A 22,019-nucleotide genomic window follows, 5' to 3' on the forward strand; every position below is an offset into this window, starting at 1 on the left:
AACATGTTCAGCATGAAAGAATGCGTAGCAACAGAAACTACAAGTACGATTATATATGGAAAGGAGACTATTTATGAAATATAAATGGTTATATATCGGTCTCATTTTTTCAATTATGATGGCACTTGTTCCAGTTTCAGCACTGGCTTATACAAATACTCCACATAACTGGGGAATCCCGCGTCCTAAAAATGAAACAGTACCAGATGCAGGAAAGTTATATACAGATTTATTACAAAAAAATGGCGGGTTTTATTTAGGAGATACGAAGAAAAAAGATATTTATTTAACATTTGATAATGGATATGAGAATGGATACACAGGGAAAATATTAGATGTATTAAAAGAGAAAAAAGTACCAGCAACTTTCTTTGTAACGGGGCATTACATTAAAACGCAAAAAGATTTATTGTTAAGAATGAAGGATGAAGGACATATTATTGGAAACCATTCTTGGAGTCATCCTGATTTTACAGCGGTAAATGATGAGAAACTTCGTGAAGAATTAACGAGTGTAACGGAAGAAATTAAAAAAGTAACTGGGCAAAAAGAAGTGAAATATGTACGTCCTCCGCGCGGTGTATTTAGTGAAAGAACGTTAGCTCTTACGAAAGAAATGGGCTATTATAATGTATTTTGGTCACTTGCATTTTTGGATTGGAAAGTGGATCAGCAAAGAGGATGGCAATATGCGCATAATAATGTAATGACGATGATTCATCCAGGATCTATTTTATTACTTCATGCAATATCAAAAGATAATGCAGAAGCACTTGCGAAAATCATTGATGATTTGCGCGAGAAAGGGTATCATTTTAAAAGTCTAGATGACTTAGTAAAAGGCAATCAACCGTAAGCATGTATGCTTACGGTTTTCTCATGCTATAATGATGTGTAAAAAGGATGGGGAAACGTATGTGGAGCGAACATGTTACGTTAGAGTATCCGTATCATTTTGAAGAAGTATTAAAACGTTTATCTTTTGATCCTCTTAACGTCATTCAATTAGATGAGAAAGTTATTTATATCCCGCTTTGTATAGACGAGGAACAGGTTGTTGTTCGCTTACAAGGGATTGGTACTGTTCAAAATCCACAGTTTTGGATTTCTAGTCAGACAGGAGATCCAGAGAAAGTCATGAAACGAATGAGGGCCATTTTTCATTGGAATGAACCGTTTCAAGATATACAAAATCATTTTTTAAACACATCATTACGTCCACTATTTGAAACATATGCTTATACTCCAATTATTTTAGAATTTGATTATTTTGCTTGTCTGCTTCGCTGTATCATTCACCAACAAATAAATTTGAAATTTGCTACTGTGTTAACAGAACAATTTGTGAAACGGTATGGAACAGAGAAGAACGGTGTATTCTTTTTCCCCACTCCGGAAATAGTAGCAAATATTTCAATAGAAGAATTGAGAGAGCAGAAGTTTAGTCAGCGAAAGGCTGAATATATAGTAGGATTAGGTCGAAGTATTGTCAGTGGTACATTAAATTTAGCGAGTATAGAAAATGGGACGGAAGAAGACATTTCAGCACAATTGTTGCCAATTAGGGGAATTGGTGCATGGACAGTGCAAAACTTTTTAATGTTTGGGCTTGGACGGAAAAATATGTTCCCGAAAGCGGACATTGGGATTCAGCGTGCAGTGCAAGGTATATTTCAATTAGATGATAAACCTGATGATGCATTTTTAGAAAAAGTGAAACAAGAGTGTGAACCATACTGCAGTTATGCAGCGTTATATTTATGGAAAAGTATAGAGTAGAGGTGTAATAATGATACAAAAGCAACATGAGAGTAAGTTGGAAGTTGGTCAAACGTTTCCTGTGACAATTAAACGTCTTGGGATTAACGGAGAAGGCGTTGGTTATTTTAAGAGACAAGTTGTTTTTATTCCAGGGGCATTACCAGGAGAAGAAGTTGTTGCAGAAACAACGAAAATTCAGCGTGGCTTCGCTGAAGCGAAAGTGAAAAAAGTTCGTAAAGCTTCACCGCATCGTGTGAAAGCACCGTGTCCAGTATATGAGGAGTGTGGTGGTTGTCAGCTGCAACATTTAGATTATAAAGAACAATTGAATCAAAAGCGTGATATCGTTGTACAAGCATTTGAGAAGTACATGAAAAATAGTATGGAAGAGAAAATTCGCCCAACGCTTGGCATGGAAAATCCATGGCATTATCGTAATAAGAGTCAATTACAAGTGGGGCGTAAAGACGAAAAGGTTATTACAGGGCTATATAAACAAAACTCACATCAGTTAATTGATATCGCTCACTGTATGATTCAACATAAAGCAACGAATGAAGCGACAAAAGTTGTAAGACGTATTTTAGAAAAATTAAATGTTTCTATTTACAATGAGAAAAAACAAAAAGGTTTAGTACGCACAATTGTAACACGTACTGCAGTTCAAACAGGGGAAGTACAAGTTACACTTATTACAACAAAAGAAGAATTACCAAATAAAGAACAATTTATTGCAGAAGTACAAAAACAGATGCCAGCGGTTAAATCAATTATGCAAAATGTAAACTGGCGTAAAACATCTGTTATTTTTGGCGACAAAACATTTAAATTAGCTGGAAAAGAAGTCATTCAAGAAACACTTGGCGATTTATCATTTGAATTATCAGCACGTGCATTCTTCCAGTTGAATCCAGAGCAAACAGTTGTTTTGTATAATGAAGCGAAAAAAGCAGCTGCGTTAACAGGAAACGAGAAGATTGTGGATGCGTACTGTGGTGTTGGTACAATCGGTCTTTGGCTTGCAAATGATGCAGCGGAAGTACGTGGTATGGATGTAATTCCAGAAGCAATTGCAGATGCAAGAAAAAATGCAAAGCGTCACGGATTTACAAATACGAAATATGAAGCAGGTAAAGCTGAACAATGGTTACCGAAATGGGTAAAAGAAGGATGGCGTCCAGATGTAATTGTTGTCGACCCACCACGTACAGGTTGCGATGATAAATTACTGGAAACAATTTTAAAAGTGAAGCCGAAACAAGTTGTGTACGTGTCTTGTAATCCTTCTTCATTAGCACGTGATGTACAAGCATTAATGAAGAGCTATGAAGTGGAGTATGTGCAACCAGTTGATATGTTCCCGCATACTGCGCATGTTGAGAATGTAGTGAAGCTTGTTAGAAAGTAAAGTTTATTAATATTCCCTCATGGTATGAGGGAATATTTTCTATGAAGGAGAATATTATGCATAATTATAAATTAACGATTCAGTACGACGGCGCACGTTTTAAAGGATGGCAACGTCTCGGTAATAACGATAATACAATTCAAGGAAAAATCGAAAGTGTCATATCTGAAATGGTCGGAAAAGAAATTGAAATTATCGGTTGTAGTAGAACAGACGCTGGTGTACATGCTTTGAATCAAGTTGCTAACTTTCAAAGTGATGAGAAGTTAGTGGAACATAAAGTGAAAAAATATTTAAATCAATATTTACCTAACGATATTAGCATTACGAATGTGGAAGAAGTACATGATCGTTTCCATGCTCGTTACAATTCTAAAGCAAAAACATATCTGTATAAAATTTGGAATGAAGAGCATACAAATCCATTTATGCGTAAATACAGCATGCATGTGAATAAAAAATTAAATGTGAAAAGCATGAAAGCAGCTGCAAAACATTTAGTTGGTTCACATGACTTTACTGCTTTTTCAAATGCGAAATCAAAGAAAAAATCCATGGTTCGAGAAGTATATACACTTGATGTGATGGAAGAGGCAGGGTTTGTACAAATTAGAGTAAGTGGTAACGGCTTCCTTCATAATATGGTAAGAAAAATTGTCGGGGCATTAATTGAAGTTGGATTAGGACAATTAGATGTTGAAGCAATTCCAAACATTTTAGAGGAAAAGCAGCGCAATCAAATTAATTGTCTTGCTGAGGCAAGTGGGTTGTATTTAGAGAATGTTGAGTTTTAATGGCAAATAAAAAAATCGGGCTAAGTAGCTCGATTTTTTTAGTATTAAGAAGATTTTTCGTTTTTTATACGTATCTTCAAATTCCAAAAAGCAGCAAGCATAATAGCTGCAAAGGAGCCAAAAATTGTTCCTAATAGCTTTGCATAAGGAGAGCTGCTTACATCGGCATTAATGAATAACATCATACAGAGCATGGCAGGGAAAAAGTATAAGTATTGTAATAACTTTAATTTTTTATCATTACTCATATATATAGCCCCTTTCTAGCATGTTATATGTTTATTTTAACATATTTTACCAATTTATTTTTACACTTGGAGACATGTTTATTTCATATGTGTAAATGCAGTTTTTTAATTCGATATTGTAAGTTTTGCCTACTTAATCCTAAAAATTTTGCAGCTTGTGAGATGTTGCCATGATTCTCTTTAAGAATTTGGTTAATGTAGTTCTTTTCCATTTTTTCTATTGTGTGTTTTAAAGTTTTAGGTGCATCAGTATTGTGAGTAGTTAGTGCATGTTGCATATTGAATTCTGTTTTTATTCGTTCGCGAAAGCGAGTAGGAAGATGAAACGCTGTAATGATGGTTTCATCTTCTATCAAGTTCATGGAACCTTCAATTATATGTTCCAACTCCCGTACGTTTCCAGGCCAATCGTATGCATAGAAAAATTCTCTTACATTTACATCTACATCGGTTACGTTGAGCCCGAATTGAGTATTATATTTTTCAATAAAGTGCTGAACAAGAGCTGGAATATCTTCTTTTCTTTCACGTAAAGGCGGAAGACATAAAGTAACGACGCTTAATCGGTAATATAAGTCTTCTCTTAATCGATTATGTGCGATGGCTTCAAAGGGATCTTCATTGATAGTTGCTATAATGCGAACATCAATTTCTTTTTCGTGTGTACCTCCGATTCTTCGTATTGTTTTTTCTTGTATAGCCCGCAGCAACTTAGCTTGAAGTATTGGGCTTAATGAATTGATTTCATCTAATAACAAAGTTCCTCCGTTTGCTTCTTCGAATAAGCCTGATTTATCTATTGCTCCTGTAAAGGCACCTCGATTTGTGCCAAATAGTAGGCTTTCCATTAAGGTATCAGGTATAGCGGCACAGTTTTGTGAAATAAAGGGTTTTGTTGAACGCTGACTTTCATTATGGATGCTTTGTGCAAATAGTTCTTTACCAGTGCCTGTTTCTCCTACTAGAAGTATGGAGGAAGATGTACGAATTACTCTTTTTCCTTCTGTAATGATTGATTGAATGGCTTCAGAATCACCAATTATGTGATCAAAGGTAAATTTAGTGCTTTGTTTTCGAGAAGGACCTATTTTTATCGTTTGCTTTAAGTTACTAATTTCTTTTGATATTTCAATAGCGCCTTTAATTTTTCCATTTTCTATTATAGGGAAAGTATCGTTAATCGTTGTAATTTCTTGTCCTTTATTGTTAAAATACGTTTGTTTTATATTTTTCTTTGTTTTTCCAAATTTTAATGCCTCTATAAGAGTACTATTTTTATTTTCCTCAAATGCGAATACTTCTAAAGGACTTTTATATAGCACATCTGAGCGCTCCATTGATTCAATTTCCATCATTTTGCGGTTATAGATAATCGTCTTACTTTCCTCATTAATAATATGAATTCCGATGTCGAGTTCATTGAGTAAAGTTTCATATAGCATATTCATTTCAATGATCTGTTTTAAATTAATTTCTTCTGTACGCATAGATTATCTTCTCCTCATTCCACCCTATGAAGACTGACTTTTTATAATTTTATTAAAATTCTTATAAAATCGCAAAAATTTTTTGCTATTTTCCTTTTAAAATCTCTGAAATGATAGAAAAATTTTGCGGTTATGAAGTTTTTTTTTTGAGAAACCTTCATTTTAAATAGGAATTGGAGATTGGTACGCATTTTGCATAAATAATAATTGATATATCTAAAGGAGGGATATGCAACGTTTCAGTACCAACTAATAAGAAGGAGGAGTGTATAAAGTGAAGACGGTTATAGAATGCGTGTATAGTCCTTGTTACGGGAAAGTAGAGAAGTTATTTGTTACGGAAAGTTCTTACGTATATGAGTGGGAGAAATTAGCATTAATTGAAACAATAGATAAACAGAAAGTAGAAATTAAGATAGGGATCAGTGGTTATATTGAATCATTAGAAGTAGTAGAAGGACAAGCTATTGCTGATCAAAAGTTATTAATAACAGTAAGGGATGACCTTTTAGTAACAGGCAGTGATTAATGTAAGTGACGTGTATTTTTGCTCTTTTAAATCATTATTTTTACGGTGAATAATTTTAAAAACGCTTACATTAAATGGGTTTACAAAGTGAAAAGGGGGGATTTATATGATGAATCAAAATCAAGGATTAAAAAGAGAATTGAAAAGCAGGCACATATTTATGATTGCACTTGGAGGCGTTATTGGTACCGGTCTTTTTTTAGGATCTGGGTATACAATTCATGAAGCTGGGCCTGGAGGAGCGATTGTAGCATATCTTGTTGGAGGATTTGTTATGTATTTAACGATGCTCTGTCTTGGAGAGTTAGCTGTTGCAATGCCTGACGCAGGATCTTATCAAACGTATGCTACGAAGCATATTTCCCCTGCAGCGGGTTATGTAGTTGGATGGATGTCATGGTTAAACTGGTCAGCTACGATAGGGATTGAACTAATTGCAGTTAGTATTTTAATGAAGCGATGGTTTCCAGATGTACCTTCATGGATTTGGTGCGTAGTGTTTGCGTTACTCCTCTTTGCTATTAATGCGTTATCTTCAAGAAGTTTTGCGGAAGTTGAATTTTGGTTTGCAAGTATTAAAGTAATTACGATCATTGCATTTATTATTTTGGGCGGGGCAGCAATGTTTGGTTTTCTAGATATGAAAGGAAATGAGCCAGCACCGATGTTCTCTAGTTTTACTGATTATGGTGGATTGTTCCCAAATGGATTATCAGCTATTTTAATTACGATGATTGCAGTTAATTTTTCTTTCCAAGGAACGGAACTAGTCGGTATTGCAGCAGGTGAGAGTGAAAATCCAGAGAAAACAATCCCGAAGGCAATTAACAATACAGTTTGGCGTATACTTGTTTTCTTTGTACTATCTATTTTTATTCTTGCTGGACTATTCCCTTGGCAACAAGCAGGAGTAATAGAAAGTCCATTTGTAGTTGTATTTGATAAAATTGGTATTCCTTATGCAGCAGATATTATAAATTTTGTTATCATTACAGCGGTTCTATCCGTTGCGAATTCAGGATTATATGCAACTTCTCGTATGCTATGGTCTATGTCTAATCAAGGAATGATTAGTCCGATTTTTGGTAAGTTATCTAAAAACGGTGTTCCTATTTATGCATTGATTGTAAGTACAATTGTAGGTTGCCTTTCATTACTATCAGGTATTTATGCGGAAGATACAGTTTATTTATGGCTACTTTCTATTGCTGGGTTCGGGGCGATATTAGTTTGGGCATCTATTGCTCTATCTAACTTATTAGCTAGGAGGTCATACATAAAGCAGGGCGGGGATGTGAAAGAATTGAAATTTAAAACACCTCTGTATCCATTCGTACCACTGCTTGCACTAGTATTAAATGTAACAGTAATTATTGGTATGGCCTTTATTCCAGAGCAAAGAATGGCATTGTATTGCGGAATTCCATTTATGATTGTTTGTTTACTGTTTTACCGTGCGACAAGAAATAAGGCACGTAAAGTAGAACATATTGAAAAGACAAATACGACGGAAGTAGAGAGCTTCTAATATGAATTAATTTGGAGACTGTAAGATTTGTAAACAGTCTCTTTTTTTGTGAAAATAAAGTTGGAAACATACTACGTATGTAAAGGGGAATTAGCGATGAATAAAAAAGTTTCACAGCTATTAGAGCAGATTGATTTACGAAAAGATGAGTTACTAGAGCTTACAAAGAATTTAATTCGTTTTGAAACACCAGCACCGCCGGCGAGAAATACAAATGAGGCACAACAATTTGTTGCAGAGTTTCTAAGAGAACAAAATTTTAGTGTTGATAAATGGGATGTATATCCTAATGATCCGAACGTTGTTGGTGTGAAAAAAGGGGCAAAAAGTGACTCATATAAAAGTCTTATTATTAATGGACATATGGATGTAGCTGAAGTATCGGCAGATGAGGCGTGGGAAACAAATCCGTTTGAGCCATTTATAAAAGATGGTTGGTTAGTTGGACGTGGTGCAGCTGATATGAAAGGGGGACTAGCTGGAGCGCTATTTGCTATTCAGCTATTACAAGAAGCTGGTATTGAATTACCTGGAGATTTAATCTTTCAATCCGTAATTGGAGAAGAAGTTGGAGAAGCTGGTACACTTCAATGCTGCAAAAGAGGTTATGATGCTGATTTTGCAGTCGTAGTGGATACGAGTAATTTACATATGCAAGGACAGGGCGGCGTAATTACTGGCTGGATTACTGTGAAAAGCCCTCAAACGTTTCATGATGCAACGCGTAGGCAAATGATTCATGCTGGAGGACGTTTATTTGGAGCGAGTGCAATTGAAAAAATGATGAAAATTGTGCAAAGTTTACAAGAATTAGAGCGTCATTGGGCAGTTATGAAAACATATGAAGGCTATCCGTCTGGAACAACAACAATTAATCCAGCTGTTATTGAGGGTGGAAGACATGCAGCTTTTATTGCGGATGAGTGCCGGTTATGGATAACAGTGCACTTTTATCCGAATGAAACACATGAACAAATAATAAAAGAAATTGAAGAGTATATCGGTAAAGTAGCAGCTGCCGATCCATGGCTAAGTGAAAATCCACCACAATTTAAGTGGGGCGGAGAATCAATGATTGTGGATCGTGGCGAAATTTTCCCTTCTTTAGAAATAGATAGTGAACATACAGCTGTAAAAACGCTTAGCTCAGTACATGAATCAATTCTTTCTAAAAACGCAATTTTAGATATGTCTGCAACGGTAACGGATGGTGGTTGGTTTAGTGAATTTCATATTCCGGCTGTTATTTACGGACCAGGCACATTAGAGGAAGCTCATTCAATAAATGAGAAAGTAGAAGTAGAGCAGTTAATTGAATTTACAAAAGTAATAACAGCATTTATATATGAATGGTGTCATATGAAAAAATAGATTAGTATGTTGAAATCGTACAGGTATGTATACTTGTACGATTTTTTAGTGAACTATTTCAGAGTTAAATAGAAATAACTGAAATAGTTCTTTATTTTTCTATGTCTTTCGTTTTAGTGCCATTAATTTCTCTTTTGCTAATTCAACAGCAATCGCATCATCTAAATAGCCAATTGGAAAGAGATAGTCGGGAATAATATCTGTCGATAAAATGAAATACAGTAATGCGCCACCAAGAACTGCACGCTCTTCTTTTGGAATCGTTTCATTGCAAAATTGTTGATACATATCTGTTAATTGTTCAATGAAAGGGCCAGCACTATCAATTTGTTCTAACTTGCTCGCGAAACTTTCATGAATGCGCTTTTCACCTTCTGTTGTTTGAGCATATCGTTCATAGTTTTCAAGTTCTTGTTTTACGCGGGTTGTTGTGTAGTCGAAATCGAATAAGTTAGAGGATTGCAGAGTTTGCTGAATTGTATCAAGAGATGTGTACATATCCGTCTTTTCTTTATTAATGTGAGGAGAATCAGGATACATTTCATCAAATAACAATTGGGGTGGAACTTGCAGACATTCTGCGAATTTTTGTAGGTGTTTTTGTTTTGGCGGTTGTTTACCATTCATAATTCTTGAGATTGTTGCGGGATCAATATTTGTAAGCATTCCGAGTTGGCGCATAGATAAGGCACGTTCTTTTAAAAGTTTTTTTATTAATCTACTAAGCCGCTCATTTGGATTTTCTTTAGGCATAGCGAAGGCACTCCTTTTTATTGTTGAAAAAATGTTGAGCATTTATTACATGTATATGAAACAGACAGGCACAGTTGCTCAACATTTTCATAAGATGCATGGAAAAGTGAGGAAAAGGGGTGGCTATTTATGAGTACGGCAGGTCTATTTTCAATTTTTTTAATCGGGATTGCTTCTAATTTAGATAATGCAGGTGTTGGGATTGCATATGGCATTCGTAAAATTAGAATTTCGTGGTTCAACAATTTTATCATCGCATTTTTTGGGTTTTTATTTACTTTATTAGCTGGATTTTTTGGGAACTGGATCGCGTTATTTATTTCAGAGTTTACGGCAAACCTGATTGGAGCAATCGTTTTAGGGATAATCGGGGTGTTTATTTTGTGCCAGCCTTTCTTGGGGCAAAGAAATACCGTAGGCTCTAAAGATGGTAATGTACTTATGGGAATTTTACGTGATCCAGAAAAAGCAGATTTTGATGGTTCTAAAACAATTAGTTTTTCAGAAGCAATTGTATTAGGGATTGCGTTGTCTATTAATAATATTGCAGGTGGATTTGATGCTGGGATAACAAATTTGAACCTTTGGCTTACAGCAACTATTTCAGGGGTGTTTAGTTTTATTTGTATTAGTGGCTTTGCGTATGTAGGGAAACGATTTTTAGCAGAATACTTAGGAAAGTGGGCGACAGTTATCGCAGGAGTGTTATTAATTCTTATTGGGATTGATCAGTTGTTGTAAGGAGAGTAGAAAACAAGGTTCGAGTATTTCCTTGGAAATACAGCAAGGGATTGCATATATCGACGTACTTTTCTCCATACTAATACGGATTTCTTTTAAGAAAGGGGGATTTGTATGGGACGCGGGAAAGCATTTGATCATAAGAAAAAAGGGCATGATCATCAACCACCTAAAGGTGCGTTCATTCATAAAGATGTAAATGAACATACTTTGGAAGAGGAAGAGCTACCAGTAAATATTGAGGCGTATAAAAATAGTTTAAAAAAACATTAAAAGCACCTACATAGGTGCTTTTTTACCGTATATCTTCAATTAATTGTTCCGATTCTTCATGCATACTGTACTCACTTAATACTTGAATGCAAAGCCATTTTAATTCCTCAATCGTATGCTCAAGTTCTTCAGGAAGCACGTGATAAATGTCTTCAAGTCCCATCCCGAAATGAATAAGTTCAAGTACTTGATCATCGATGTTCCGATCCATTAATAATTCAAGTACTTCTAAATTGAATATGTATCGGTGAGCTTCGTCGAGCGAAACAACTTTTAACTTCAAGCTTTCTACAATACTCAATATAAAAAGAAGGATTGTTTTTTCAAGAACAGGTTGTTTTCCCATTTGAAATATTAGTTTCATCTTTCACACCTCCACATATAGCGCTAGGTTGTACTATATTATTCAGGAGGGGGGAACAAATATGCATGATATAGAGAAACTTTCAGCACTGTTTTTATAAGAAGATTGATAACTGACAAAATTGAGGTTTTGGCGAAATAAAAAATCCTGCTAGTATAGCAGGATAACTCGCGATTAAAAAATGCTCCAACCTTCTTGAGCAGAAAGAAGTTCAAGAATTTTAAAACCAGCAATACTATTTCCGTTTGCATCTAAAGCTGGTCCGAAAATACCGATTCCCATGTCTCCTTTTACGCAGCCAAAAATACCACCGGCTACACCGCTTTTTGCAGGAATACCAACACGAATTGCAAATTCACCAGATTCGTTATACATACCACATGTGACCATAAATGTTTTGCAAATTTTTGTAATATGTTTAGGGATGATTTGTTTCTTTTTATATGGATCATATCCATCCATTGCAAAAATTAAGCCGATACGTGCTAAATCGATGCAGTTTACTTCAACTGCGCATTGACGAGTATATAAATCCATAAGTTCTTCAATATCACAATCGATAATTCCGTTTTGTTTCATATAATAACAAAGTGAACGGTTTAGATAAGCTGTCTCTAGTTCTGAATCGGCAACTTTAGAGGAATAATTAATAGTAGGATTATCTGTTATTTCACGTACAAAGTGAAGAATACGTTCCATTTTTTCCTCGTTATCTTTTCCTGCTAACATGCTTGTAATAGCTAATGCTCCTGCATTTATCATTGGATTAAGGGGTTTGGACGGACTTGTCGTTTCTAACTTAATAATAGAATTAAATGGGTCACCCGTTGGTTCCATTCCAACTTTAGAAAATACATATTCTTCACCACGGTCTAAAAGGGCAAGGGCAAGTGTAATTACTTTGGAAATACTTTGAAGAGTAAATAGTGTTTGTGAGTTGCCTGCATGGATATATTCTGTTTCTTTATGGAAAATGGCAATCCCTAAATCGTCTGGATTTGCATTTCCTAGTTCGGGGATATAAGTAGCAAGTTTGCCTTTTTTCGTATATGGTTTTACTTGTTCTAACAACTGTTGTAAGTTGTTTGTTTCAATGCACTGCATAGTACCAACGCTCCTATTTTGAATTAACTAAGTTTACTTTTCCCGATATGCTCGGAAATAAATAATAACATGAAAAAGTGGAATGATAAAACGAAAGTTCAATGTGATATAATAGGTCTTTCGTTTCGAGTATTCTGTATTTTAAAAAGGAGAATTTTCCTTTTATATAACAGTTTGGAAATAGGAGATTTATCCATAAAAAGTTCAGAAATAAAAACTACACATCTATACAACTATATGTTATTATGGTTATGTAATAGAAAGCGTTTTCTAAAGCGTACTTATAATGATAACGATTTCATAAATTTAATTAGGGGGAATTAAAATGTTGCAGTTTTTACAACGTATTGGTAAAGCGTTAATGCTTCCGATCGCAGTACTACCAGCAGCAGGATTATTGCTTCGTTTAGGGCAACCAGATGTATTTGATATTCCTGTTATGGCACAGGCCGGCGCAGCAGTTTTTGATAACTTAGCACTTATTTTTGCAATTGGTATTGCAATCGGTCTTTCAGTGGATGGTAGTGGTGCAGCAGGTCTTGCAGGTGCAATTGGTTATCTTGTTATGAAAAATAGTATTGATGCACTTAGCAAAGGGTATTCAACTGCTGAATTACAAGGTAAATTAGGTAAAGTCCAAGATTTAATAGGTAATAGCGCAAATGTAGATCCATCTAAGCTTGCAGATACAATGACACAAGTATCTAAGGCTGCTGAATTATCGACTAAAGTAGATATGAAAGTTTTAGGTGGTATTATTGTTGGTGTTATAGCAGGACTTCTTTATAATAAATTCCATAAGATTAAACTTCCAGAATGGTTAGGTTTCTTTGCTGGAAAACGTTTCGTTCCAATTGTTACATCAGTTGTGATGCTGATATTAGGAATTCTATTTGCACAAATTTGGCCAACAATTCAAAATGGTATTGATGCATTAGCTCATGGAATTGTTAATTTAGGTGCAATTGGTTCAGGATTATTTGGTTTATTAAACCGTTTATTAATCCCAATTGGTTTACACCACGTAATGAACACATACTTCTGGTTTGTATTTGGGGACTTTACAAATGCAGCAGGTAATGTTGTTAATGGTGATATTGCTCGTTTCCTTGCAGGTGACAAAACAGCAGGTATGTTTATGACTGGTTTCTTCCCAGTTATGATGTTCGGTTTACCAGCAGCATGTTTCGCAATGATTGCAGCTGCTAAACCAGAAAAGCGTAAAGCAGTTACTGGTATGTTAGCTGGTCTAGCATTAACTTCATTCTTAACTGGTATTACAGAGCCTATTGAATTCTCATTCATGTTCTTATCACCAGTATTATATGGTATTCATGCTGTACTAACAGGTCTTTCTTTATTCATTACAACATCACTTGGCATTCATGATGGTTTCTCATTTAGTGCCGGTGCAATCGATTATGCTTTAAACTTCGGTATTGCAACAAAACCAGTCTTACTAGCAGGTATCGGTTTAATTTACGCAGCAATTTATTTCATAGTATTCTACTTCTTAATTAAGAAGTTCGATTTAAAAACTCCTGGTCGTGAAGATGACGATGAGTTAGTTGAAGATGGTGATGCACCAGTTGCAGGTTCAATTGGTGAAACTTACGTAGCAGCTTTAGGCGGAAAAGAAAACTTAACAGTTATTGATAACTGTGCAACACGTCTACGCTTACAAGTAAAAGATGCTGGTCAAGTAAATGAAGCAGCATTAAAACGTGCTGGTGCAAAAGGTGTTATGAAATTAAGTAATACAAGTGTACAAGTTATCGTAGGTACAAATGTTGAATCTGTTGCCGATGATATGAAAAAACACGTATAAATAATGAGATAAGAGGATGTCCAAAAAGATTGATAACATCAATTTTTTAGAGGATATCCTCTTTTTTTTTGTTAATAATTTAACGGGAATCTTACTTTTGTAAATTTTCTTTTTCTTTTTTGTACATATAGGTTGGTAATATGTGCAGTGCGTGATAAAGTAGGGATGATATAGAATGGATTATCCATAATCTACTAAAACGAATCTTTAGTAGAGGAATTAAATTATTGGTGAGTAAGGGGAAAAAAGCAATTATGGATCAGGAAAAAAATAATGCGAATGGGAAAGCACATCGGCCGATTGTATACATAAAAAGAACAATCATTCTCGTCTTACTATTATCACTTGTATATTTCATGTATACAAAAATTGTTGCGCATAATAAGAAAGAAGAAACTTTAAAAGCGGCAGCAGAAATGAAGAAACAAGAAGAGTTAAAAAAGAAAGAAGAAAAAAAGAAACAAGAAGTACAGAAGCAAAAACAAAAAGAGCAGGAAGAACAAATGAAGCAAGCGCAAGCAGCGGAGAAACCTGCTGAAGGGCCACCTCAAGAAATTAATGAAAACGCTCAATTGGACCAGTATTTACAAAACGCAGGATTTAGCGGGACAGCTGTTATTGTGAAGAACGGAAAAGTTCTTCTGAATAAAGGGTATGGTATGGCAAATAAAGAGCAGCAAGTACCGAATAATTCAGAGACGACTTTTTATATTGGTTCTATTTCAAAGGCGTTTGTAGCAACTGCTATTATGCAATTGAAAGATCAAAATAAATTACAAGTAGAAGATACTGTTGCGAAGTATATTCCAGATTTTCCACAAGGTAATAATATTCAGCTAAAACATCTATTAACACATACATCAGGGATTCCCGAATATGAGCAGGGAAAAGAAGATATTTCTCATGAAGAACTGATAAAGCGGATAGGAAATCAAAAGCGTATTGGTGGTCCAGGAGAGAAGTGGAAGTATTCTGATTCGAACTACTCTATACTTGCTTATATTGCAGAGAAGGTAAGTGGGCAGTCACTCGAAGAATATATTAAACAACATATTTTTGCCACTGCCGGTATGAAACATTCTGGCTTTGGCACAGCGTTAGAACAAACAAGATTCCCATCAACGGGTTATAAAATAGTAAATAATAATATGACAACACCTAATATTCCAAGCATGTCACAACTATATGGTTGTGGTGATATATACACAAGTGCGCATGATTTATATTTATTTAACGAAGCACTATTCTCTGGAAAATTAATTTCAAAAGAGAGTTACGATCAAATGTTTACGGGTGGAAAAAAGGATTACGGGTTTGGATGGTACGTAGACCCAGGAAGCTATTCGAATCATGGTGTAATGCCAGGTTGGAATTGCTTAAACGGATTTAGTAAAAATGGTAGTGTATATGTTGTTTTATTATCTAACATTCAAAATAATATTAAATCATTTGGTAAAGTGAATAATGACATTTATTCGATATTGCGGAATATTGAAGTGTAAGAAACTATCCTGTTGGATAGTTTTTTTTATGCTCTGAAACAAATATTTCTTTTAGAAAATGTATGTCTTACCTATCACAAAAATATCCATTTTGTATACATTAAGATGTATGGATGTAAAATTTTATAATCTAAAAATAATAGGAGGAGAAGTGTATGTGTCTGTTCAGAAAATATTGGCATAAATTATCAAGATTGTTTAATAGACAATTAGATTATTTTTTAGATAATAAGTTATTGCCTGCTGTGGAAAGACTTTTATTTTCACAAAACTTCGCGAGATTTATTCAAAGAAACTCTAAGCAAGCTACGGAAGAAGTTATTGAATCAAGTAGATTTCAATCTATTATTTGTAACATTTTAAAAGAATGCAATACATCACCTTTTAAAGAAATTGCAAAGCAGTATTTAGGTAAAAACGTAGAAATTACGGTGACAGTTGGACAATTAACAGGTGTTATTGTAGCAGTTGGTGATGACTTCTTAACATTGCAAGAAGGAATAGGAACTGAAGTTTTATTACCATTTACAAGTATTATATCAATTAAAGAAGCGTAAGAAAGGAGAGTTATATATGTTATTTACTGATGAATTACGTAACCATGTTGGAGAACTAGTGCAAGTTGTGACAGCTGTAGAAATCATTGTAGGCGTTCTTTTATCTGTGACGGATGGGGCAGTAATTGTTCGTACTTCTCCTTCTTATGGACCACCAGAAGATGTAGTTGTGCGTATTCCTATTATTGCTTATGTTCGCTTGGAAGGGTAAGAGTGATACAAGTATGAGAGTGTCAGTTGTTATTCCAGTGCATAATGAAGCAAGTACTTTATCAAAAGTTTTAGTAGAGGTAAGAAAGCTCGAACCATATGAAGTTATCATAGTAGATAATGGATCGACAGATGGGACGAAGGAAATAGCATTACAGCATAATTGCCGTGTGATTTATTATAGATATTCTCTTGGTAATGATGTGGGACGGGCAATTGGTGCTAGAGAAGCAAAAGGCGAGATTGTTTTGTTTTTAGATGGTGATATCGTCATGAAAAGTGAAGAATTATACAATTTTATTAAAGGAATACGACAAGGACATGAGATTGTTTTAAATAATTTAACATGGTCCGTTTACTTGAAGATGAGACCGCATTATACGACGGTTGGAAAATATATGTTAAATCGTTATTTGAACAAGAAAGAGTTTGTTGTAGGATCTTTAATTGCAATACCACATGCGATAAGTCGTAAAGTGATTGAAAAACTGGGGTGGTGGAATTTAGCAGATCCAGCATTATTTCAAGCGATGGCGATGTCTAGAGGAGTAGATATTTCTGATATGGCTTCAGTTGATGTCATCTACACAAATAAAGTTCGTCCTGTGCATACTGGTACATCACCTGGCTCTCCTTATCCGAAAGCGACTAGTCGTATTATGGGTGATCATTTGCGAGCTTTACAATACGTAATCGAAACATATGGTAAACGCGGTGGTTTTTCAGAGGACAATAGAGATAGAGAGTTTGTAGGAAAGTATAAACCAGTTTTATTACAAAAGAATAAAGCGAAATATAGTGCCATTATCCCAGTATCAGAAGAGAAAATGACCATAAGGTCTGTTATAAAAGAAGTGAAAGAAGCAGGTGTAGATGAAATTATAGTTGTCGCGAATGGAGCAGATGTTGAGACTGTTAAACAGGCAAAGCTAGAGAATGTTATTGTTGTTGAATTTACGAAGGCGCTTGGACATAATGTAGCACGAGCAATAGGTGCCATGCATGCTACGGCAGATATTTGTTTATTCGTTGATAGTGATCTTGTTATTCCAGCAAAAAAACTCACTCTATTTTTACATGCTGTTGAAGATGGAAATGACGTGGTGTTAAATGATTTACAATGCTTATTAGATATGTTTCATCCAGCAGATCCAATTAGTATGGGAAAATACTTTGTGAATTTGATAGCGAAACGACCAGATTTATGGAATAACTCACTAACTGCTGTACCACATGCCATTCATAAGAAGGTAATAGAGAAAATAGGATATGATTCCCTTATCATTCCGCCATTAGCACAAGTGAAAGCTATTTTAGAAGGATTCTCTATTACAACAGTAGAGTTAGTAGATGTTATAAAAACAAATCGAGTACGTCCAGAGCAACACGAATTTGTAAATGGGCGTATTTCAGCGTTTGATCGTATTTTCGGTGATCAACTTGAAGCGGTTGCGTATTTATTACAATGTACGGACGAACGTGGTGGTTTTACAGATGGAGATAGAGATAGAGATGTAATTCAACAATTGAGAAGGGAAGAAGAGAATACAAATGAATAGTAGTAAAGTAGCTATTATTGGGCTAGGGTATGTTGGCCTTCCTTTAGCGGTACATTTTGCGGAAAGAGGGCATACAGTACTTGGATTAGATAAAGATATTAGAAAAATAGACTCAATTATAAAAGGAGAAAGTTATATTCCGGATGTTTCTTCTAAAGAGTTACAAAGTTTATTGACGAAAAAAAAATTAACAGTAAATACACCGGATCAAGGCATTGCTGATTTTCAAAATAGTGATTATGTTATTGTCACTGTCCCGACTCCAATTAATGAACAAAGAGAACCAGACTTAAGTGCCCTCATTTCAGCTTCGCATTATATACAACAAAACCTTCAAAAAGGACAAACCTTCATTTTTGAAAGCTCCACATATCCAGGCACACTTGAAGAAGTCATCCTACCTATTATTTCTCAAAATGGTAAAAAGGTAGGGGAAGATTTCTATATCGGATATTCCCCTGAGAGAATTGATCCAGCAAATAGTCAATATTCAGTTCAAGCTATTCCAAAAGTTATTAGTGGACAAACAGAAAAGTGTAAACAAAAGGTACAGGATTTATATAGTACCATTTTTGACGAAGTTGTACCTGTTAGCTCTCCGAAAGTAGCAGAGATGTGCAAGCTATTTGAAAATATTCAGCGCTTAGTTAACATTTCTTTAGTAAATGAACTAAACACACTATGTGAAAGTTTAGGCATTGATTTTTATGAGGCCATTGAAGCGGCATCTACAAAACCATTTGGGTTTACTCCGTATTGGCCAGGGCCAGGGATAGGGGGACACTGTATTCCCGTAGACCCTTTATATTTTCAATGGAGAATAAAAAAGAATGGAGCAATTAGTCAATTAATTGAGGCTGCACATATAATTAATGAAGAAATGCCAGAGAAAATGGTCCGGAAAGTAAAAAGTGTGGTGCAATTACCTGCAACGGTGTTAATTGTAGGGATTGCGTATAAAAAAGATGTAAATGATTTGAGAGAATCACCAGCGTTACCGATTATTCAATTATTAAGAAATCAAGGATACGAGATAGAATATCATGATCCTTATATTTCTTCCGCGGAAATTGGAGATAAGGTGTACCAATCTGTTTCTTTAGATGAAGAAAAAGTTAAAAAAGCGGATTGTATTTTAATTTTAACGGATCATTCTAATATTGATTGGAAGCTTTTTAAAGGAATAGACCGAGTAATAGATACACGCGGGATTGTAAAGAAGGTGAGTAAATGAGTAAGAAATGTTTAATTACAGGTGGAGCCGGATTTATCGGGTCACATTTAGCTGAAGAGTTGATGAGAAGAGGTTATGAGGTCACTGTTGTGGATAACTTTTATAAAGGTAAAAATAAGTACCATAAAGAGTTAATGAAAGAAATCCGTGTTATTCCAATAAGTGTTTTAGATAAAAATTCTATTTATGAATTAGTAGATCAGCATGATGTCGTGTTTCATTTAGCAGCAATTTTAGGTGTGAAAACAACAATGGAAAAAAGTATAGAGCTCATAGAAACGAATTTTGATGGGACGAGAAATATTTTACAAGCAGCGCTAAAAGGAAAGAAGAAAGTAGTTTTTGCTTCTACTTCAGAAGTATATGGTAAGGCCAAGCCGCCTTTCTCTGAAGAGGGAGATCGATTGTACGGGGCAACTTCTAAAATTCGTTGGAGTTATGCGGTTTGTAAAACGTTAGAAGAAACATTATGTTTAGGATACGCATTAGAAGGCTTACCGGTAACGATTGTTCGATATTTTAATATTTATGGTCCAAGAGCGAAAGATGGTCCGTATGCAGGAGTAATTCCGCGATTTATCCGTGCGGCACTGCAAGGAGAAGACATTCTCGTATATGGAGATGGAAAGCAGACACGTTGTTTTACGTATGTGAGTGATGCGGTAGAAGCAACAATTCGGGCAATGGATGAGAAGGTAAATGGTGAGATTATTAATATAGGTTCTGAGAATGAACAGAGTATAAAAGAAGTAGCAGAAGTAATTAAAAAATTAACGAATTCTTCTTCGAAGATTGTACAAGTGCCTTTTGAAGAAGTATATCCTCATGGTTTTGAAGAAATTCCAAATAGAAGACCAGATGTAACAAAATTAAAAGAGCTTGTTCAATTTCAGGCGAAAGTAACGTGGGAAAACGGATTGAAGGAAACAATTAAGTGGTTTCGTGAACAAAACAATGGCTAAGTCATTATCTGTTATTATTCCTGCATGTAATGAGGTCGATACGATTTCAGACGTTATTCAATCGGTAAGACCATTAAATCCAGTAGAAATCATTGTAGTAGCAAACGGTTGTAATGATGGAACAGAAGATGTTGCAGATCGTTTAGGGTGTAAAGTAATCAAGCATACAGAGCTACTAGGGAACGATGTTGGACGTGCAGTCGGCGCAAAACATGCGATAGGTGATGTATTACTATTTATAGATGGTGATTTTGCTATTCCAACTTCAAAATTAAAATTATTCCTTAATCCGATTTTATACGATCAGGCAGATGTAGTTTTAAATAATTTGGATGCATTATTTTTAAAAAGGCAAAAAACCACTTCTATTACAGTATGGCGCCAAATATTAAATGCAATGTTAGAGCGTGAAGAATTAAAAATGAATTCTTTATTAGATGTACCTCATGCGCTGACGAAAGAAGTCGTTCAAAGCATCGGATATGAATGTTTTGTTAATCCTATTGTGGCTCATTTACACCTAGTTCAAAGTAAATGGAGAATTAGTCGTCATTGTGCCATTGACGTTATTACGCCGAATAAATTTCGTCCATTCCAGCATGCTGCATATGGGCCAAATCTTTCCCAATCTGAAAAAAGAATGATAGGTGATCATATAGAAGCAGTAGCAGAACGGATATTAAGCAGTGATGAGCGCGGAGGATATTATGATGGAAATAGGAAAAGGGATAGTGTCTATCATACTTTAAGTTTTGAAGAGTTTTATCAAGGGTGGGGTGTTACATCTGATTTGTATAAAGGAAAGCAACTATCGGTTGTTATTCCCGTACAAGATGAAGAGAAAACAATTGGAAACGTTATAGAAGAGCTTCGCAAAATTGAACCCTTCGAAATTATCGTTGTCGTAAATGGTTCGTCAGATAAAACGAAAAAAATTGCAAAAGACAAAGGGGCAACGACAATTGTATATAAAGAAGCACTCGGAAATGATGTGGGGCGCTCACTTGGAACGTATTTTGCAAAAGGAGAAATTGTGTTATTTATAGATGGCGATTTTGTTATTCCAGCGAGTGAGCTGTATCCTTTTGCGAAAGCTATTGCAGATGGAACAGATGTTGCATTAAATGATCTAAATCATTATTTAGATTTAAGAGTACCGCTTCATCTTGTAACTGCATTTAAATATGCATTAAATTTAGCTTGTGATAGAAAAGATCTAGGCGTAGGCTCTCTTATCGCTGTACCGAATGCGTTTAGCCGTAAGTGTTTGAAAGAAATTGGGTATAGATCTTTACTGGCGCCGTGTGTAGCCCAAGTGAAAGCTATTCTTTCAGGATTTGAAGTTGCATGTGTAAGTCGTGTTGAGGTCGATAAGATGAACCGTATTCGTCCCAGTGAACATTTTGCTAAAATAGGTCATCCACCAGCTGTACTTCGAATTATAGGTGATCATATAGAAGGACTAGATCAAATAATTGCATTAACAGACAATCGTGGCGGATTCTATGATGGCAATAGAAAAAGAGATGTTTTATAGAAGTAACAAAAAAAGTGTACAACATGTGTACACTTTTTTGTTCTGTTATAAAAACTATAACAGATTAGGAGATAAGAGTATTACAGCTCTACAATGGGTATTGTTCTTATATTACAAAATAGGACTCGTATATAAGGATACCAAAAAAATACAATTAAGGAAAGGGTTAATTTTAAAGACTTTTAAATGAAGTTAACACTATATATATAGTGGTTTGCTCAACATTTCACAAACATGTCACAACTATTTCGTTCACTTTCGTAAAAAAG

The 22,019-nt window shown here is 35.1% G+C and carries 23 protein-coding genes and 1 pseudogene; 19 read left to right on the forward strand and 5 right to left on the reverse strand.

Annotation, left to right across the window (positions count from 1 at the left end):
• Positions 1 to 73: 73 nt before the first annotated feature.
• From pdaA to truA, 4 genes are read left to right on the forward strand one after another with little or no spacing between them, the layout of a single operon-like run.
• Positions 74 to 856, forward strand: coding sequence for a delta-lactam-biosynthetic de-N-acetylase (pdaA, locus tag DN399_RS02455; protein ID WP_000875956.1), 783 nt, complete (start codon positions 74 to 76; stop codon positions 854 to 856).
• Positions 857 to 915: 59 nt separating this feature from the next.
• On the forward strand, positions 916 to 1,779 hold the full coding sequence (locus DN399_RS02460; protein ID WP_000269422.1) for a DNA-3-methyladenine glycosylase family protein: 864 nt from the start codon (positions 916 to 918) through the stop codon (positions 1,777 to 1,779).
• Positions 1,780 to 1,789: 10 nt separating this feature from the next.
• Complete coding sequence (rlmD, locus tag DN399_RS02465; protein ID WP_000615206.1) at positions 1,790 to 3,169, forward strand: 23S rRNA (uracil(1939)-C(5))-methyltransferase RlmD; 1,380 nt, start codon at positions 1,790 to 1,792, stop codon at positions 3,167 to 3,169.
• Positions 3,170 to 3,225: 56 nt separating this feature from the next.
• The gene (gene truA / locus DN399_RS02470; protein WP_000553119.1) at positions 3,226 to 3,963 is read left to right on the forward strand and encodes a tRNA pseudouridine(38-40) synthase TruA; all 738 of its coding nucleotides are present in this window, start codon (positions 3,226 to 3,228) and stop codon (positions 3,961 to 3,963) included.
• A 44-nt stretch (positions 3,964 to 4,007) separates the two neighbouring features.
• Here the strand turns inward: truA and DN399_RS02475 are convergent, their stop codons facing one another.
• Together DN399_RS02475 and DN399_RS02480 are read right to left on the reverse strand one after the other, a co-directional pair.
• Positions 4,008 to 4,211 carry a hypothetical protein gene (locus tag DN399_RS02475; RefSeq protein ID WP_000063860.1) on the reverse strand — a complete coding sequence of 68 codons (204 nt, stop codon included), beginning with the start codon at positions 4,209 to 4,211 and terminating at the stop codon, positions 4,008 to 4,010.
• Between the two features lie 83 nt (positions 4,212 to 4,294).
• Positions 4,295 to 5,698 (reverse strand): sigma-54 interaction domain-containing protein, encoded by a 1,404-nt coding sequence (locus DN399_RS02480; RefSeq protein WP_001258445.1) that lies wholly within the window; start codon positions 5,696 to 5,698, stop codon positions 4,295 to 4,297.
• Positions 5,699 to 5,972: 274 nt separating this feature from the next.
• Here DN399_RS02480 and DN399_RS02485 point away from each other — a divergent pair, with 274 nt between their 5' ends.
• The 3 genes from DN399_RS02485 (at position 5,973) to DN399_RS02495 (ending at position 9,126) form a co-directional block, all read left to right on the forward strand.
• Positions 5,973 to 6,227, forward strand: coding sequence for a biotin/lipoyl attachment domain-containing protein (locus tag DN399_RS02485; protein WP_000859480.1), 255 nt, complete (start codon positions 5,973 to 5,975; stop codon positions 6,225 to 6,227).
• Between the two features lie 106 nt (positions 6,228 to 6,333).
• Positions 6,334 to 7,755 carry an amino acid permease gene (locus DN399_RS02490; protein ID WP_000981860.1) on the forward strand — a complete coding sequence of 474 codons (1,422 nt, stop codon included), beginning with the start codon at positions 6,334 to 6,336 and terminating at the stop codon, positions 7,753 to 7,755.
• Between the two features lie 48 nt (positions 7,756 to 7,803).
• Entirely contained in the window at positions 7,804 to 9,126 is a 1,323-nt protein-coding gene (locus tag DN399_RS02495) for an acetylornithine deacetylase (RefSeq protein ID WP_100617805.1), read from the forward strand.
• Between the two features lie 99 nt (positions 9,127 to 9,225).
• Here the strand turns inward: DN399_RS02495 and DN399_RS02500 are convergent, their stop codons facing one another.
• Entirely contained in the window at positions 9,226 to 9,879 is a 654-nt protein-coding gene (locus DN399_RS02500) for a helix-turn-helix domain-containing protein (RefSeq protein ID WP_149149312.1), read from the reverse strand.
• Between the two features lie 129 nt (positions 9,880 to 10,008).
• Here DN399_RS02500 and ytaF point away from each other — a divergent pair, with 129 nt between their 5' ends.
• Positions 10,009 to 10,620, forward strand: a complete 612-nt coding sequence (gene ytaF, locus DN399_RS02505) for a sporulation membrane protein YtaF (protein ID WP_000100724.1) — start codon at positions 10,009 to 10,011, stop codon at positions 10,618 to 10,620.
• A 114-nt stretch (positions 10,621 to 10,734) separates the two neighbouring features.
• Complete coding sequence (locus DN399_RS27965) at positions 10,735 to 10,893, forward strand: hypothetical protein (protein ID WP_000532409.1); 159 nt, start codon at positions 10,735 to 10,737, stop codon at positions 10,891 to 10,893.
• A 22-nt stretch (positions 10,894 to 10,915) separates the two neighbouring features.
• On the opposite strand, the gene DN399_RS02510 is transcribed toward DN399_RS27965, so the two are convergent.
• On the reverse strand, positions 10,916 to 11,257 hold the full coding sequence (locus DN399_RS02510) for a DUF3969 family protein (protein ID WP_000766604.1): 342 nt from the start codon (positions 11,255 to 11,257) through the stop codon (positions 10,916 to 10,918).
• Positions 11,258 to 11,431: 174 nt separating this feature from the next.
• Positions 11,432 to 12,361 carry a glutaminase A gene (glsA, locus tag DN399_RS02515; protein ID WP_001149850.1) on the reverse strand — a complete coding sequence of 310 codons (930 nt, stop codon included), beginning with the start codon at positions 12,359 to 12,361 and terminating at the stop codon, positions 11,432 to 11,434.
• Between the two features lie 69 nt (positions 12,362 to 12,430).
• On the opposite strand from glsA, the pseudogene DN399_RS28575 reads away from it, so the two are divergent.
• The 10 genes and pseudogenes from DN399_RS28575 (at position 12,431) to DN399_RS02565 (ending at position 21,940) form a co-directional block, all read left to right on the forward strand.
• Positions 12,431 to 12,545: pseudogene (locus DN399_RS28575) on the forward strand (transcriptional regulator).
• Positions 12,546 to 12,686: 141 nt separating this feature from the next.
• Positions 12,687 to 14,189: an N-acetylglucosamine-specific PTS transporter subunit IIBC gene (nagE, locus tag DN399_RS02525; RefSeq protein WP_000938900.1), complete on the forward strand. Its 1,503-nt coding sequence runs from the start codon at positions 12,687 to 12,689 to the stop codon at positions 14,187 to 14,189.
• A 254-nt stretch (positions 14,190 to 14,443) separates the two neighbouring features.
• Positions 14,444 to 15,691, forward strand: a complete 1,248-nt coding sequence (locus DN399_RS02530; protein ID WP_033691709.1) for a serine hydrolase domain-containing protein — start codon at positions 14,444 to 14,446, stop codon at positions 15,689 to 15,691.
• Between the two features lie 155 nt (positions 15,692 to 15,846).
• Complete coding sequence (locus DN399_RS02535) at positions 15,847 to 16,248, forward strand: LSm family protein (RefSeq protein ID WP_000335531.1); 402 nt, start codon at positions 15,847 to 15,849, stop codon at positions 16,246 to 16,248.
• A gap of 16 nt (positions 16,249 to 16,264) precedes the next feature.
• Positions 16,265 to 16,459, forward strand: a complete 195-nt coding sequence (locus DN399_RS02540; protein WP_000899470.1) for an LSm family protein — start codon at positions 16,265 to 16,267, stop codon at positions 16,457 to 16,459.
• A gap of 13 nt (positions 16,460 to 16,472) precedes the next feature.
• Positions 16,473 to 18,017: a glycosyltransferase family 2 protein gene (locus DN399_RS02545; RefSeq protein WP_001266468.1), complete on the forward strand. Its 1,545-nt coding sequence runs from the start codon at positions 16,473 to 16,475 to the stop codon at positions 18,015 to 18,017.
• Positions 18,010 to 19,251 (forward strand): nucleotide sugar dehydrogenase, encoded by a 1,242-nt coding sequence (locus DN399_RS02550; RefSeq protein ID WP_001088924.1) that lies wholly within the window; start codon positions 18,010 to 18,012, stop codon positions 19,249 to 19,251. The genes DN399_RS02545 and DN399_RS02550 overlap by 8 nt, the downstream gene beginning before the upstream one ends.
• Positions 19,248 to 20,213: a UDP-N-acetyl-alpha-D-glucosaminuronate decarboxylase gene (locus DN399_RS02555; RefSeq protein ID WP_000037018.1), complete on the forward strand. Its 966-nt coding sequence runs from the start codon at positions 19,248 to 19,250 to the stop codon at positions 20,211 to 20,213. Before DN399_RS02550 ends, DN399_RS02555 begins: the two co-directional genes overlap by 4 nt.
• The gene (locus tag DN399_RS02560; protein WP_006916162.1) at positions 20,206 to 21,750 is read left to right on the forward strand and encodes a glycosyltransferase family 2 protein; all 1,545 of its coding nucleotides are present in this window, start codon (positions 20,206 to 20,208) and stop codon (positions 21,748 to 21,750) included. Before DN399_RS02555 ends, DN399_RS02560 begins: the two co-directional genes overlap by 8 nt.
• On the forward strand, positions 21,719 to 21,940 hold the full coding sequence (locus tag DN399_RS02565) for a hypothetical protein (protein WP_002094217.1): 222 nt from the start codon (positions 21,719 to 21,721) through the stop codon (positions 21,938 to 21,940). The genes DN399_RS02560 and DN399_RS02565 overlap by 32 nt, the downstream gene beginning before the upstream one ends.
• Positions 21,941 to 22,019 lie beyond the last annotated feature (79 nt).

It is taken from the genome of Bacillus sp. AR4-2 (genome assembly GCF_008274865.1).
Taxonomy (GTDB): domain Bacteria; phylum Bacillota; class Bacilli; order Bacillales; family Bacillaceae_G; genus Bacillus_A; species Bacillus_A cereus.